Annotated in this window: 11 protein-coding genes; 4 read left to right on the top strand and 7 right to left on the bottom strand. The window is 65.3% G+C overall.

Going from position 1 to position 13,525, the window contains the following annotated elements; genetic code table 11:
- Nucleotides 1-71: 71 nt before the first annotated feature.
- Together C7416_RS18695 and C7416_RS28975 are read left to right on the top strand one after the other, a co-directional pair.
- Nucleotides 72-1,211: a DUF6708 domain-containing protein gene (locus C7416_RS18695; protein ID WP_111520318.1), complete on the top strand. Its 1,140-nt coding sequence runs from the start codon at nucleotides 72-74 to the stop codon at nucleotides 1,209-1,211.
- A gap of 150 nt (nucleotides 1,212-1,361) precedes the next feature.
- On the top strand, nucleotides 1,362-1,859 hold the full coding sequence (locus C7416_RS28975; RefSeq protein WP_146604289.1) for a DUF6708 domain-containing protein: 498 nt from the start codon (nucleotides 1,362-1,364) through the stop codon (nucleotides 1,857-1,859).
- Here C7416_RS28975 and C7416_RS28970 read toward each other — a convergent pair whose 3' ends face one another.
- Nucleotides 1,860-2,441 (bottom strand): hypothetical protein, encoded by a 582-nt coding sequence (locus C7416_RS28970; RefSeq protein ID WP_146604288.1) that lies wholly within the window; start codon nucleotides 2,439-2,441, stop codon nucleotides 1,860-1,862.
- Between the two features lie 59 nt (nucleotides 2,442-2,500).
- On the opposite strand from C7416_RS28970, the gene tssA reads away from it, so the two are divergent.
- Nucleotides 2,501-3,592 carry a type VI secretion system protein TssA gene (tssA, locus tag C7416_RS18680; RefSeq protein WP_111520315.1) on the top strand — a complete coding sequence of 364 codons (1,092 nt, stop codon included), beginning with the start codon at nucleotides 2,501-2,503 and terminating at the stop codon, nucleotides 3,590-3,592.
- A gap of 54 nt (nucleotides 3,593-3,646) precedes the next feature.
- Here the strand turns inward: tssA and C7416_RS18675 are convergent, their stop codons facing one another.
- From C7416_RS18675 to C7416_RS18650, 6 genes are all read right to left on the bottom strand, one after another.
- A complete protein-coding gene (locus C7416_RS18675; RefSeq protein WP_111520314.1) occupies nucleotides 3,647-4,525 on the bottom strand; it encodes an OmpA family protein in 879 nt (292 codons plus the stop codon).
- Nucleotides 4,522-5,511 carry a type VI secretion system-associated protein TagF gene (gene tagF / locus C7416_RS18670; protein WP_111520313.1) on the bottom strand — a complete coding sequence of 330 codons (990 nt, stop codon included), beginning with the start codon at nucleotides 5,509-5,511 and terminating at the stop codon, nucleotides 4,522-4,524. The genes C7416_RS18675 and tagF overlap by 4 nt, the downstream gene beginning before the upstream one ends.
- Complete coding sequence (gene tssM / locus C7416_RS18665; protein ID WP_111520312.1) at nucleotides 5,508-9,476, bottom strand: type VI secretion system membrane subunit TssM; 3,969 nt, start codon at nucleotides 9,474-9,476, stop codon at nucleotides 5,508-5,510. Before tssM ends, tagF begins: the two co-directional genes overlap by 4 nt.
- A 60-nt stretch (nucleotides 9,477-9,536) precedes the next feature.
- On the bottom strand, nucleotides 9,537-11,030 hold the full coding sequence (locus C7416_RS18660; protein WP_111520311.1) for a hypothetical protein: 1,494 nt from the start codon (nucleotides 11,028-11,030) through the stop codon (nucleotides 9,537-9,539).
- Between the two features lie 58 nt (nucleotides 11,031-11,088).
- A complete protein-coding gene (locus C7416_RS18655) occupies nucleotides 11,089-11,358 on the bottom strand; it encodes a PAAR domain-containing protein (RefSeq protein ID WP_018007548.1) in 270 nt (89 codons plus the stop codon).
- 87 nt (nucleotides 11,359-11,445) lie between these two features.
- Nucleotides 11,446-12,303 carry a M15 family metallopeptidase gene (locus C7416_RS18650; RefSeq protein ID WP_111520310.1) on the bottom strand — a complete coding sequence of 286 codons (858 nt, stop codon included), beginning with the start codon at nucleotides 12,301-12,303 and terminating at the stop codon, nucleotides 11,446-11,448.
- A 276-nt stretch (nucleotides 12,304-12,579) separates the two neighbouring features.
- Between C7416_RS18650 and C7416_RS18645 the strand changes: the two genes are divergently transcribed.
- The gene (locus C7416_RS18645; RefSeq protein ID WP_111520309.1) at nucleotides 12,580-13,416 is read left to right on the top strand and encodes a hypothetical protein; all 837 of its coding nucleotides are present in this window, start codon (nucleotides 12,580-12,582) and stop codon (nucleotides 13,414-13,416) included.
- Nucleotides 13,417-13,525 lie beyond the last annotated feature (109 nt).

Here is a 13,525-nt window from a genome sequence, read left to right as displayed (position 1 = left end):
TTTGACAACCGCTTCCCATTCTTGCCGGCCCAAATTGCCGGACGGAAAAGCAGAAACAGGCAAGGAATTTCATGTTCGGTCGCGAATACGAATATATACGCGCGAGGCGGAAATCCATCGCGAAAGGTCGAGAACTATTGAATATCGATGGGCAGCGCCGCTGGCGTGTCGAGCAGGCTGGCGCGGCAGAAGGCGTGTTTATCCCAGGGCGGTGCGCCTACGCGCAAAATGATGCCTATCTGGAGCTAGCCAACCCCGGATTTAGTGTGCAAAGCTTGGTGGCCTCATGGGCACTGCTGGTATTGCTGGCCTGTTTGTTCACGCTTTGGATGTGGTATGGGCTGGCCATTCATCCGCTAGTGTTCGGCAGGATATTCTTTCTTGGATGGTCGGAAGCTTATGAATCGGAAATGTTGCCGTTGTTGATCGGAGGCTGGACTCTCGTCCTTTTCGTCGTGGTCGGGTGTATCTTTTTTGTCTTCATGATGTTTGTGGGTCTTGGGGCACGGACGGCATTCTTTGGTCCGCTGCGGGGGCGGATCCGCTTCAACCGAAAAACACGAAAGGTCTATGTATTGCGCCCAAGGTATTGCGGCGGCAATAAGGTATTTGAGTGGGATCGGCTGCAAGCGATATTTAAGCCATTCCCTGCGCGTATGGAACAAAAAGTTGTCCGTTTCCACCAGGCCCAGCCGCTGGCGCTTTACCATCCGCCCTTCGCCGAAGATGATCCTGCAGCGGAAGGTGAAGATGTTATCTTCATCGACTCGGCAACGTCCGCGTACTACCCGGAAGCCGTGGCGGGACTATGGGAATACATTCGTCGGTACATGGAGTACGGTCCTTCCATCGACGTGATCCCGCCCAAAGCACCGGTGACATTCCAACAGATCCCGCGCTTCTTGCCGCCGGCATATAGCACTTACTGCGGCATGCCGAGCGCTGCTCAATGCAGGCTGGAAATGGACGTGTCGCTCTATCTTCCGTTGTATATGGCGCTTGTGCAATCCACTTGTTTCTGGCCGCGCTTCCCGACGGCATGGGAAAGTGATTCAGGCATGGGAGAGCCAGAGGACAGGCCGGTTCAAACTGGCGCGGTGATGACAGCTATGGTCTATCGCGCCGAAGGTAAGCTGTCGCAGGCAGATGAGGTGCAATTTATGAAACATTGGGGGACGGAGGAAGGGCTTCAGGAAGCACTAGCGCGCTAAGAGGGTGGTATCCGGGACGTTTAAGGGGTTGCGTGGCACTTTATGGGAGCGCAACTAGTGCGAGAGCTACCGACCGCCTGTCTTGCCGCGACGACTCGTTGCAACGTCCTTGATGATCAACGCATGGTGTGCGACGCCTTCGCTGTCGGCATGGATGGCAACACCAACTGCGGTGCGGTACTGGAGCATTGGGCGATGGTGCGTCGCTACATGGAAGAAGGCCCCGCAGAACCTGCCTTTTCCACTGCTGGCCACCGTTTCGACAGAAACAACGTTGAGCAATATGGTGATCACCCCGGTGAGCGGGCAGTTTTCGGGCTTTCTATGTATCCTGATGCTGCCCATCACTTTGCCATGGGCTCTGTTTCGCTACCTTGCTACGCTATGAAGACTTGCAAGCGTCTTGTCTGGCCAAAGGATGTGGAGGATGCCTGTGCAATCGACCCGCAGGATCCCTTCATTCTCGAGGAGCCCAGCTATGCCGGCAACGCGAAGACCCGCGGCCTTGAGGGAGACGAGCGGTTGCTGGCATACCGCGAACGGGCCGTGAAGATGGCCCTTGAATACGATGCCGAGCTCAGAGAGCGGCTCGGTCCGGACGGGACTGCTGCTGGATCCGATCGGCACAAGTCATCATCGGCAGAGTAGCTACATGCCCCCGTGCATACCGGACAGCGCCGCACCAACGAATATGACCCACGACAGGATGGCGCCGACAGGCAACGATATGGCGGCACTGCCCAGGCTCGTAACCGCGAGCCATCGGTTGCCGCGCAGCGCTGCAATCGCTGCGACGGGCAGCGTTGCGGCACCCACTGCCGCGGGAGTCATGATCCTGGCCAGTGAAGGCTGATTTCCGCCAACGATAAACGCAACGAATGCAGTCACCAGTACCAGTAGCAAATGAAACAGAATGAACCTCGCCCGCTCACTTCGAAGTTTGCGGGTCCACAGTCCAATGTATGCGGGGTAGGTGACGGCGCCGCCAAACGCCAACAATTCCACATTTCGAAACCTGGATTGCGAGACCAGTTCATACACTGCCCCGGGAACGAGTAAAACGATCAGGACCAGCGTGGCATGTAGTGACAGGTTTCTAAGCAGACTTTTCATTGGCGGAAGCGCGGACAATCGGCAATGGTGATTTTGCGGATCTGGACCGCACAAGTCGGAATTTTGAATATCCAGCAGAGTGTACGTCTCAAGTTCGCGCTCTGGCACCACGCCCATGGCCTTACCACACCTCCAACGGTACACTTACCTCTTGTTCCCAAGGCTGACTGACCACCATGGCATCCCTCCAGTTCGACCGCTTGCTTGCCCCGCTTCCCGGCGACCAGCCCTGCGGTGATGATCTGCTGTTTTCCGCTGAATTCGATCGCATCCAGGAGGCGCGCCGCGCTGACGATCCTTCGTTGGACCAGGGCGATTGGGTGACGGATATCAAGGAGGCAGACTGGCGCGAGGTGATCGGCATCGCTACCTCGCTGCTGCAGGATCGGACCAAGGACCTTCGCCTGGCGGTCTGGTTGACCGAGGCGCTTTCCAAGGAGAGGGGTTTTGCCGGGTTGCGCGACGGCTACCAGCTGACGGCCGAGCTTTGTGGCCAATACTGGGATCACCTGCATCCGGTGATGGAAGCCGACGATGTCGATTACCGTACCGGCAGCGTGACGTGGCTGGCGGGGCGGTCGAGCCAGTTGATTCGCGAGATTCCACTGGTCGATGAATCGGCGGGTGGATATACCTACGTCGACTGGGAGGTGGCGACGCACCTCGCGGAAGCGATTCGTCGCGATCCGGAGCAGGCGGACGAACTGGCACAGGGCAAGACCAGCCAGGAGCAGTTCGAGGCGGCGCGCAAGAAGACGCCTGCGGCGTTCTATACGGCACTGCATGCGGACCTGGTGTCCTGCGAAGCAGCGCTGAAGCACCTCGGCGATGTGCTGGACGAGCGGGCCGGCGAGCATGCGCCCAGCTTCCGGCAGGCGCGCGAGGCGCTGGAGGCGGTGCGTATGCTGGTGGAGCGCTTTGTCGGCAAGCCGGTGGAACGGACAGCCGGCGCGGAGGCTGCCCACGCATCGTCCTCGCCGGCGCAGGGCGGACACGCAGGCGCGCCGGCCGGCGCTGCCGACGCCGTGCACTCCGGCCCGATTCGCACGCGTGGCCAGGCCCTGGCCCAATTGCGCGATGTCGCGGATTTCTTCCGACGTACGGAGCCGCACAGCCCGGTGGCTTACCTGGCGGCGCGCGCTGCCAAGTGGGGCGACATGCCGCTGCACGCCTGGCTGCGTACGGTGGTCAAGGACGATGCCACGCTGTTGCAGATCGAGGAACTGCTTGGCGTTAGCGCGGATCCTTCAACCGATAACGACGCGTAATCCCAAGCCACGCCGGCAGTATCGATGCGCCGGCGTGGATCACACAATGCTGGATTACTGCCCCGCCCGGAACTCAATCCTCCGGTTCTTCGCCCGCCCTTCCTCCTTGTCATTCGGTGCCACGGGCTGGTCCGGCCCCACGCCCACCGCAGTCAGCATGCCGGGCTCGCCGCCTTTGCCGATCAGGTAGTTCTTCACCGTCTCGGCGCGCGCCTGGCTTAGCGTCAGGTTCAGCGCGCGGCTGCCGGAGTTGTCGGTGTGGCCGACAATCTCGATCTTGCGCCCGCTCAGGCGCGGCAGCACCGCGGCCATTTCATCGAGGATGGCGCGGCCCTTGGGCGTCAGCGTGGCGGCGCCCGTTTCGAATTCGATGATCCGGTTGCCCAGGGTCTGGTCCAGCAGGTTCTGTTCGGAGGCCGGCACGCGCAGGCCGTTCTTCACCGTATAGCTCTGGCCCAGGCCGGTGGCCATGTCGCTGGCGATCTGCTGGCGCTGGGCCTCGTTGCGCACGTCGCCGTGCACGGATACCTGCGTGCCATCGATGCTCAGCTGGCCGCGGCTGACCTGTTTGATCTGCGGCGAGAGGATCTTCTGCACATTGGCCGACCAGTTCGGGGGCGAGACCACGTTGCCGACTTCGATCTGGTCCACCACGTTGGCGCTGCCATACAGCTCGCGCAGGCGCGCCAGCACGCTGGCTTTGGTAGCTTCGTCAGGGACCGCGCCACCTGCGACGACGCGGCCTGAAGGGGCCGCTGCCGACGCGGCAGGCGTGGCGGTGGTGCCGGGATCGCCGGGCGCGGCATGGCCGGGCAGCATGACCAGCGCGGCCAGCAGGCCCGCGGCCAGTGCAGGCGTGCGTGTTCCAACCACAGCGGAGGCGGCCTTGAAGTGGGCCTTCCGGTTGCGTACTGCATTGACACCCATGCTCATTCCCCGGCAAAGACTTCACGGAAGGTGTCGAGCGCCAGGCGCAGCGACAGCTGCGGCTGGTCCATGTAGCTGACGAACTTGGCCATGCCGTAGTCTCCGTTGACGTGTTGCTCGACCCATTCCGGGTCATCGATATTGATGTTCTGCTCGGCATAGGCCAGCGGCGAGATCACGCCGTGCAGCGTGCGTGACGAGGCGCCGTTGAAGCCGATCACCAGGCGCTCGTTGCCACCGATCTGCCCGAGGAAGATCGACAGTTCGAAATCGGCCCGGTGCAGGAAGCGCGATACCAGTTCGAGCCAGAAGCTCGCGACCAGGCTGCGGTAGAGCGGGTCGGCGGGCAGCGGCAGGGTCAGGCCTTTTTCCAGGTGCGACGATCCGGACGACATCAGCGGCTGCAGCAGGATGCCGAGCGCCAGCAGCGTGCGGCGCAAGCGCACATGCTGGCCCTGGCCGGCCAGCATGTGTTCCAGGCCGGCCACGGTCTGGAAGTCGATGAAGTCGGCAAAGCTGGCGTCGTGGGTCTGCGCGCCGGCACCGGTTTCCACGCCCAGCTGGGACTGGGCCAGCAGCTGCAGGCCTTCGGTGGCATCGGAGGCCTGGGCGAGCGCATGCATCTGCTGTCCGGCGCGCGTCCACAGGCGGGCCAGCGCCAGCGGACTGCGGGCGATGAATTGCAAGGGACGCTCCACCTCCATCGCCGCTGCCGTCAGGAACGGGAAGCGTCGCGACGACAGGTCGCTGCTGGCCATCAGCACACCAGCGATGGCGAGCTTGCTTTGAGAGCCCAGGAAGGCGAAGTGCATCGGCTTCCACGCGTCATAGCAAGCCTTCCAGGCCGGGTCTTCGGCCAGCAGTTCCATGCCCTGCGCGAGCCAGCGGTCCAGCGTATCGAGCAGCTGGGTGTTGTTGGCACTTTTGACGAAGTCGCCCCGGGACGGGATCTTGCCGAAATAGGACAGCTGCAGTTGGGTCGGCTGGCTCATTGCGCCGTACCTCCTTGGTTGACTTGGGCCGAGGCCTGCGCGCTGCCCGGCGTGCTGGCCTGCGGGTTCGGGGCAGGCGGGGCGGACGGCGCTGCCGCGGGCGAAGTCGACGGTGAAGCGGTCGGTGGCGTCGCGGTATTGAGCGGCACATTGGCGTCGGCGATCGCGGTCGGCAGGCGCAGGCCGCGCAGGCCCTGGCTCTGCGGCGAATCCGATGCGCTGGCGTTGCCGGCGGTCTGCGGGCTGCTGATGATGCGCAATGCCACGCTGACCGCGATGTTGTCGCGGCTCCAGGTCAGGTCGAAGGCGCCATCGGGGCGGCGCTTGCGTGCAGCGGTCGCAATCAGGCGCTCGAGGCCGAAGCGACCCGGCTCGTTAAGCAGCTCCACGGAGCGGCCGTCGAAGGTCGTTGCCGTGATCTTCGCGCCCGGCGAACCCTGCGGGTTAGGCCAGACAAAGTTGGCCCACTGCGCCGGCGTATTGCGATAGCGCAGCTGCTGGCCATCGATCTCGATGGTGTACTCGGTGGTGCCGGTCGCGGGTGTGGGCAGGATCTGGAACACGGTCTGCTGCGCCGCCGCGGCCGTGGCGCCGCCACCGCTGCCCGCGGCACCGCCGGTCAGCGGCGCCACCCAGCGTGTGAAGTTGGTGGTGAACTCCGGCGCCAGCGTCAGGCCCAGGTCGCCCCAGGTGCGCGCGGCCAGCATGTCGCCGCGGCGCACCGACAGCGGGCCGATGGTGGCGGTGGTGAACTTGGCAATCGCGCCCTCCGGCCCGAAGATCTGGCCGATCTCGGCCGCGCTGGCTTCGATCTTGGCATCCGATGCGAACGGATACTTGGTCGCCAGGGTCTGGCTGAACGGCTGGTACACCTGTGCGTTCCAGACCTTGTTGATCTCGACGCTGGCCGGGCGGATCACCACGGCGTAAGACTGCAGCAGCGGGCGCACCAGCAGCGGCCGCAGTGCCTGGCGCTGGCTGTCGGTGAGACCGGTCATCATCTGCTCGTCGACATACTTCAGCGCATCGGCTAGCTCCGAGCCATTGCCGTCCAGCGTCTGCTGCATCAGCTGGCGTGCGCCGGGGCCGGGATCGCCCTGGTTCTTGAGCTGGTTGAAACGCGTGCGGACCTTCGACAGCGACTCCATATAACCGCGCAGCATCGAGTTGTTGTCATGCATGACGACGATGCGCGCCAGGCCGGAGAACTCCTTGCCGACCGGGCCCATCGGAATGGTGCCCGCCGCGGTATTGGCGCCGCTGACATCGACATTGACGCTGACTTGCGAGGGCGTGCCGCGCGAGATCAGGCGCTTGAACCAGTCGAGCATGCCGGACTTGGCCTGCTTCAGACCGGCATTGAGCAGCGACGGGTTGTCCCACGAGGTCTGCTCATACGCGGTGTCCAGTACCTTGCGGATCGGCGAGTTGGCCGGGTCGCCCAGCAGGTTCATGCTGGCCACGGCCTGCTCGAAGCTGCCGAAGTCCTGGATCGTCACCCCCTGCATGAAGCGCTGCCATTCCCGTGCGTACTCGGTCTTGTACATCGTGACCAGCGTCTTCTGGATCTGCTCGGGACTGCCTTCCAGGGTCAGGTCATCGCGCGCGGCAACGTTGAGCACCCAGTCCTTGCTCTGCAGTTCCTTGCTGGCGGCCTCGCGGATGGCAGGCTGCACGTAGCCAAGCCAGGCCTCGCGCGTGAAGGTGCCGGGCACGGCGTAGCTGCCGGCGACCACGGAGGCGCCGGTGTCGCCCACGATGCGGGCCACGGTCATCGGGGCAAAGCGGGTGGAGGCGCGGGCCTTGATCTCGGCGTAGGCGCGCTCGCGCGCGGGCATGCCGCGCACCACGCGGCGCAGGTTTTCGCGCGACTGGTCGATCAGCGACAGGTTGCCTTCGAGCAGCGGCCAGTTGTCGTCATTGACGCGGGCCAGGAAGAACGACAGGTTGCGCTCCGCCGAACGGATCAGCTGCTCGCGCGGCATGTTGCCGCGATTGTCTTCGAGCCAGCCGCGCCAGAAGCGGGTCATCTGGTCGGTCAGGTGCGCGACCTCGACGTGGCGCTTGTCGGCCAGCATCAGGTAGGTCTTGAGCGCGTTGTACGCGTCTTCCACGTTGGTGGGGGAGGCGTCGGTGTAGCGCTTGCCAGCAGCGGGCGCGGCGGCGGTTGTCGCGGCGGTGGTGGCGGTGGCGGCAGCGGGTGCGGAAGCCGGTGCTGCCGACGCCAGCGACGTTGCGGCCACTGCGCCGGTTTCCGGCGGCCGCACCATCGGCGCAAGCTGCTCGGGATGGGCGTTGACTTCAGCCAGGAAGGTCTCGATGGCGCCACCGACCGGTTTCAACATCACCTGGCGCAGGCCGTTGTAGTACTCGTCCAGCAGCTTGTGCTGCAGCGTGTCGCCCTGGTACAGGCCCAGCGACAGCGCCAGCGGATGGTCGGCGCGGAAGCGTTCCAGCTGCTCGATGCGGTCCTGCAGGATGTCCAGCGCTTCCAGCCGCGCCTGCAGGTCGACACGGTTCTGCTGCATCTTGACGATCTTGTCCAGATCCGCCTGCACGTTGGCGGTCAGCTGCCGGTTGCCGAGGAACGACCAGGTCCAGCCGCCCAGCAGCAGGCCCAGCACCAGCACCAGCCCGAAGAACGTGGCAAAGCGCAGGCGCGTCTTGGCGGGGCTGGCGAACTGGCGCACGGTGCGGCGGTCGGCGAAGATCACCTTCGAGAACAGGTCGCGCAGGAAGAAACCGTTCTTCGAGAACACCTCGCGATTGCCGGCCACGCCTTCCAGCTTCAGCCCGAAACGGCGCGCAATGCGCTCGGCCGAGACGCTGGTGGTGCTGGCCTCCTGCACCGCGCTGGTGAAGTAGAAGCCGCGGAACACGGGCTTGTACTGGAACGGGTTCTCGTCGAACAGCGTGACCAGGAAGGCGCGCAGCGTGGGCTTGACCGAGGCAAACTCCAGCGGAAAGCTCAGCAGCCCCGGCGACAGCTTGCCGTTGCGGTGCTGCGCGATCTGCGCCACGCTGATCTCCTTCAGGCCGTCGCACAGTTCGTCGAAGCGCTGGTCGAATACGGAGGCGACGTCGCGGCGCTCTTCGGGAGCGAAGGGCAAGGTGGCGCCCCAGACGCGGTCGCGCTCCTGCTTCTCGTTGTCGCCGAAGAATTCGGTAAAGCCGGTGATCAGGTCGGCCTTGGTGAACATCACGTAGACCGGCGCGAATACTTCAAGTCGCTCGGTCAGTTCCTGCACGCGCTGGCGCAGGTTCTTGGCCAGGTTGATGGCGAACTCGGGCCGGTTCTGCGTCAGTTCCGGAATGCTGACCGTGACCACGATGCCGTTGATCGGCGCCTTGGGCCGGTAGCGCTTGAGCAGGTCCAGGAAGCCCAGCCATTCGCGCCGGTCTTCCTCATGCACGGCATAGCGGCCCGCGGTATCGAGCAGGATGCCTTCGGTGGTGAAGAACCAGTCGCAGTTGCGCGTGCCGCCAATGCCGTGGATCACGGCGCTGTTCTTGTCGGCGAACGGAAACTGCAGGCCGGAGTTCAGCACGGCCGTACTCTTGCCCGCCGCCGGGTTGCCGATCACGATGTACCAGGGCAGCTCGTACAGCGCCTCGCTCCCCGACATCTGGCCCAGCTTCGAGGTCTTGATGGTCTTTACGGCGCTGGCCAGGCGCGTGCGCAGCGCCTCGACCTCGTCGCGCTTGTCGGGCGGTGCGGACTTGGCGGCCATGTCGGCCTGCTGCTCGAGGATGCCCTCGAGCTTGCCGCTGGCCCGGCGCGCGCGCCAGCGCTTCCACAGGTAGGTGGCCAACCACGCCAGCAACAACACGCCCAGGACGATAGCGACCCAGGCCAACCCGATTTCTAAAGTCTGCGCCATCAGCAACAGGAAGACGGTCAGCACGACCACGCCGAATACCGACAGCGTGCGTGTGTGGGTCAGGAAGTTAAGGATGCGATGCATGTTGCCTTTGGCTCGGGAGCAATACGGGATTCGGGGGCGTGGTTCGGGTCAGGCGATGGGTCACGCCGGCAGGATCGCGACGGCGCCACGCTGCTGCGCGTCGCCGGCGCTCAGTGCCAGCACGGGCCGGCCGCCATCGAGCGCCAGCTGATGGGCTACGACCACTGGCAGCAGCGCACTGGCGGCGCCGGCGTAGCCGCACGGCAGGCCAAGCGCCAGCAGGTCGGCAACGGGATCCAGCGTGGGGAAACGGGTGCTGACGACCTGGGCGATCTCGACCGTGCGCACGGGGTGGACGCCGATGTCTGTGACGATGGTTGCCACTGCCGCCGGGGCTTCTTCGGACTGAGTCGCGGTGTCTGCTGCATCCCGGGGCGCGGCTTCGGCCTCGCCGGCAATGGTCTCGAGCGCCTGGGTGACAGCCTGGGCCAGCGCCTCGAGCCGGGGCTGGCCGCGGTCTGCGGTAGGCGCTTCCAGGCGGGCCATTGCCGCGCGCGTAATGAGGATCGGTGCGCTGTCGGCTTGGGCGTCGGTAGCCTCGTCCGTCCCGGTCTTGGCCGCGCCGGCGGCAGGCTGGTGCGCCCCCAGCAGAACGCCGGCGGCGGCCTCGCCTGGAGTCCGGCCATGCGGGCAGCGCGCACTGAAGAGCTGGTCTTCTTGTTCCAGCGCCTCGACGGCATTGGCGCCGATCAGCGAATCGGCGGCCACCAGCATGCGTAGCGCCGGCTGGCCGTCGACCGGGCGGTTCACGGCCTGGGTGGCGCGATCCAGCAACAGCAGGGCATCGCCGTCGCCGCGCGCGGCCGTGGCTTCGAGCGTGAGTCGCGCGGCTGGCCAGTATTGGGACAAGCGCTCGCGCAACCAGTCGCCTGCCGCGGCCTGGCGCGGTTCCGGCCAGCCACGCGGCAGCAGCAGGGTGGCCACCAGCGGCGCGGTGCTGTCCGGCACGGCCATGTCGTGGCCGGCTGGCGCGTAGACCGCCGCCTGCATGGCGAGCTCGTCGGTGACCTCGGCCGCCAGCGCAAGCGCGCGCAGGGCCTCGTCGTCCCAGACCAGATCAGGCGTGCGCGCGGTGACTTCCGTGCGCAGGCTTTCGATATCGAGCGACTCGACCTGGGCAGCAAAGACAGGTGCGGGCAAGCCATCCAACGCAACCAGGCCAGGCCGGTTGCCGGCCTTGGCGGCCTCCGCCAGCGCATCGGGCGCGTTGCCTGCGGGCGTGCGCACGGCGGTGGCAAGCAGCGCCGCGCGCCAGGTACGGGTGGGATCATTGGGCTCCGCCTGCACCCCCTCCACGGCATTGCCGGCTTCTCCGGGCGTCGCCGTGGCGGGTGTTTGGCTGGCGGCCGCGACATTGGTGCGGATCCCGTCCAGGGCCCGCTTGATGACCAGGTAGGCAGCCACCATGCCCGCCGGCATCAGCGCCAGGTGCGTGACGATATCCGTGGTGGTCGGCATGCGGTTGATCGACTGCCACCAGGCAATGGTCGCGACCCACACGACGGCGAACACCGCGAACAGGATCAGCGTGGACTTGATCAGTCTTGGAAACATGGTTTCGTGTCGAGTAGCGGCGCAAGGGCGTTTGAAACGGCCGTTCGTTGCCGGGACTTCATGCGCTGCCGGTCACGCCCTGGCTGGACAGCAAGGTTGCGCCACAAGCGGTCTTGTCGCCGTGCCGCGCGGCGGCACGGCCATCGATGATCACGTTGGGGTCGCCGGTGACGATGACGGTGGTGCCGCCATGCCCGGAGCGCGGGCAGGTGACACGATCCCCCACGCACGCAATGCCCTTGCCGTTGGTGCTGGTGTTGCCCGAGGCGGTGATCACCACGCCGCCGTGGTCGGTCTTGTCGCCCAGCAGAATGAAAGGACGTGCCACTACGCTCTCCCCAAATTGCGCCGGCCAACCGCTGCCGGTCCTGTATCCATGTCCCTGCCAGCCCCGCCATGCGGGGCGATCGTGCCGTTATTGCTGTGCCGGCCGCTTGCCCAGCACACCCGGACGCCGCAGCTCGACGTGCCCGAGATCCATCATCTTCCAGCGGCCGCCCCAGACCAGGCCGGCTGACTCGGCGGCGCGGCCATACAGCTCGTAGCCGCGCATGGCCCACGGGTCCTTCTCGCTGATCACCAGCTTGCCGTCGCGGTAGAAGGCACTGTCCGCGGCCAGCCCGAACTGGTGGTAGCTGTGGTAGGCGCCGGCCTGGGTCACATGGCTGCCCATCGCCGCCAGCCTGGCCTGCCGTTCCGGGCTGCGGTAGCCCTCCAGCAGCGCCATTTCATAGCCATGCTCGTCGCGCATGATCTTGTAGACCAGCAGCAGCCGCTGCCTGAATTCGGCATCCAGCTGCTCCCAATCCCGGCTGGCCTCGCGGATCGCCGGCCGGATCAGCTCCACTTCGCGCGTGGTGAACACCTCTGGCGGCAGCGGTGGCGGCGGCACCAGGCGCTCGCCATTGAGCAGCGCGGCGATCTGCGGATCCGGTTCGCGCACACCGTCATCGTCCTCGAACTGGAAGACCTGCCGGTGACGCAACGCCAGCGCAAGCACCGGCGGCAAAGTCACCACCCCCGCGGCAGCCAGCACCAGTGCGCGGCGCTTGGCCAGGAAGTCCCGGGCCGAAGCCAGTGTCGTGGTGGCGCTGCCCATGGAGTGGCGGATCGAACTGGCCGATTGCGAGCCCGCCGACGCCGCGCTGGTGCTCAGGCGGCGCCACTGCGAGCGCGCCATCGCAAAGCAGCGCTGCCGTACTGCGGGAAGAAGCAGCACGGCAGCAGCGGCAACCATCAACACGAAATAGAGGACCAGTGCGACAAAGACCATGCTTACCTGCTTGACCGGGCTGGGCTGTGCCGCTGCGGCGAAGCCTCCGCAAGGGTGCCGAGCATATTCAGTATTTTTTACATCTGTGTTCGATTTGATCTCAATCCGGGGTGATGTCCCCGTATCGGGGTTTGTCTTTCGACGATGCCAGCCGTAGAATCCGGGAGTCTAAGGCCAAAATGATCGAATCTGCCATATATGACACAACGGGCCGGTAATTGTAAATCCGGCCGGTAGCGTCCGCGGCGCATTTTATTTCAAATTTCTTGATGACAGATGAGCAATAGCGACGATGTGAAGCCGTCAGCGCCACCAACGCTCTTCGGCAGCGAGCCTGACGCCGCCGCCGCCGGGCAGACCCGCATCCTGGCCAGCCTGGAAGGCCGCGTGCCGATGGCGGCCAAGGCACCGGCCAGGAAGTCGGCTGGGCGCTACCTGGGAGCCGGCCTGGTCGCTGTTGCCGCTACGGCTGTGGCCGGCTGGCTATGGCTGGACCGCGGCGCCGATGCGCCCGTATCGATTCAGGCGGGCAATCCGGCGGTCCCCTCACAGCCTGCCGCCGGCGTAGCTACGCCCGGCGGGCAGACGCTGGCCGACAATGCGCCCGCATCGGCGCCGGTCAATTCCGCCGTGCCAGCGGAATCCGCCCAATCGGTTGCCGAGAATTCCCAGCCGCAGGCCGCAACCATCGTCGATGCCGACAACAGCGACCCTGCGCTGGATCGGCTCGGCAAGGTCGACGGTGCAGCAGTTGCCGCGGGTGCCGTCGCGGGCGCGACCACGCTGGCCGCGCTGACGTCCCTCGGTACCCAGCCAGCCGGGACCCGGCCGAAGACCGCTGAAGTCAGCAAAAATACCAAAAAGGCAGCAACGTCGAAGACTACGACGCCGGTGGAAAAGGGCACCACCAGTACCGCTGCGAACAGCAAGGACAAGAAGACCGTCGCCAAGGCCAACACGTCGGCCAAGTCGAAAACAACGCGTCGCAAATCCTCCGCCACAACGGCAGACCCAGACGCCGAAGTCCTGGCGGCGCTACTGTCCCAACCCGAGGGCAAGCCGATCAGCACGGCGACGGCCAGCACGCGCTCTACCTCCAAGGCGCGCAACTGAACCCCGCGACGGTTCGATCGCATTACAGAGAATCGGTGTGACGGCCCGGCATGCGCCACACCGTGCTTGCAATCAAGGCGGGCACCGGCCACGGTAGACCCGCGGGCAT

Origin of the sequence: Cupriavidus phytorum (assembly GCF_003254285.1) — a bacterium.
Classification (GTDB): Bacteria; Pseudomonadota; Gammaproteobacteria; order Burkholderiales; family Burkholderiaceae; genus Cupriavidus; species Cupriavidus phytorum.
The sequence above is the reverse complement of the archived record's forward strand: the minus strand, read 5'-3'. Positions and strand labels throughout refer to the sequence as shown.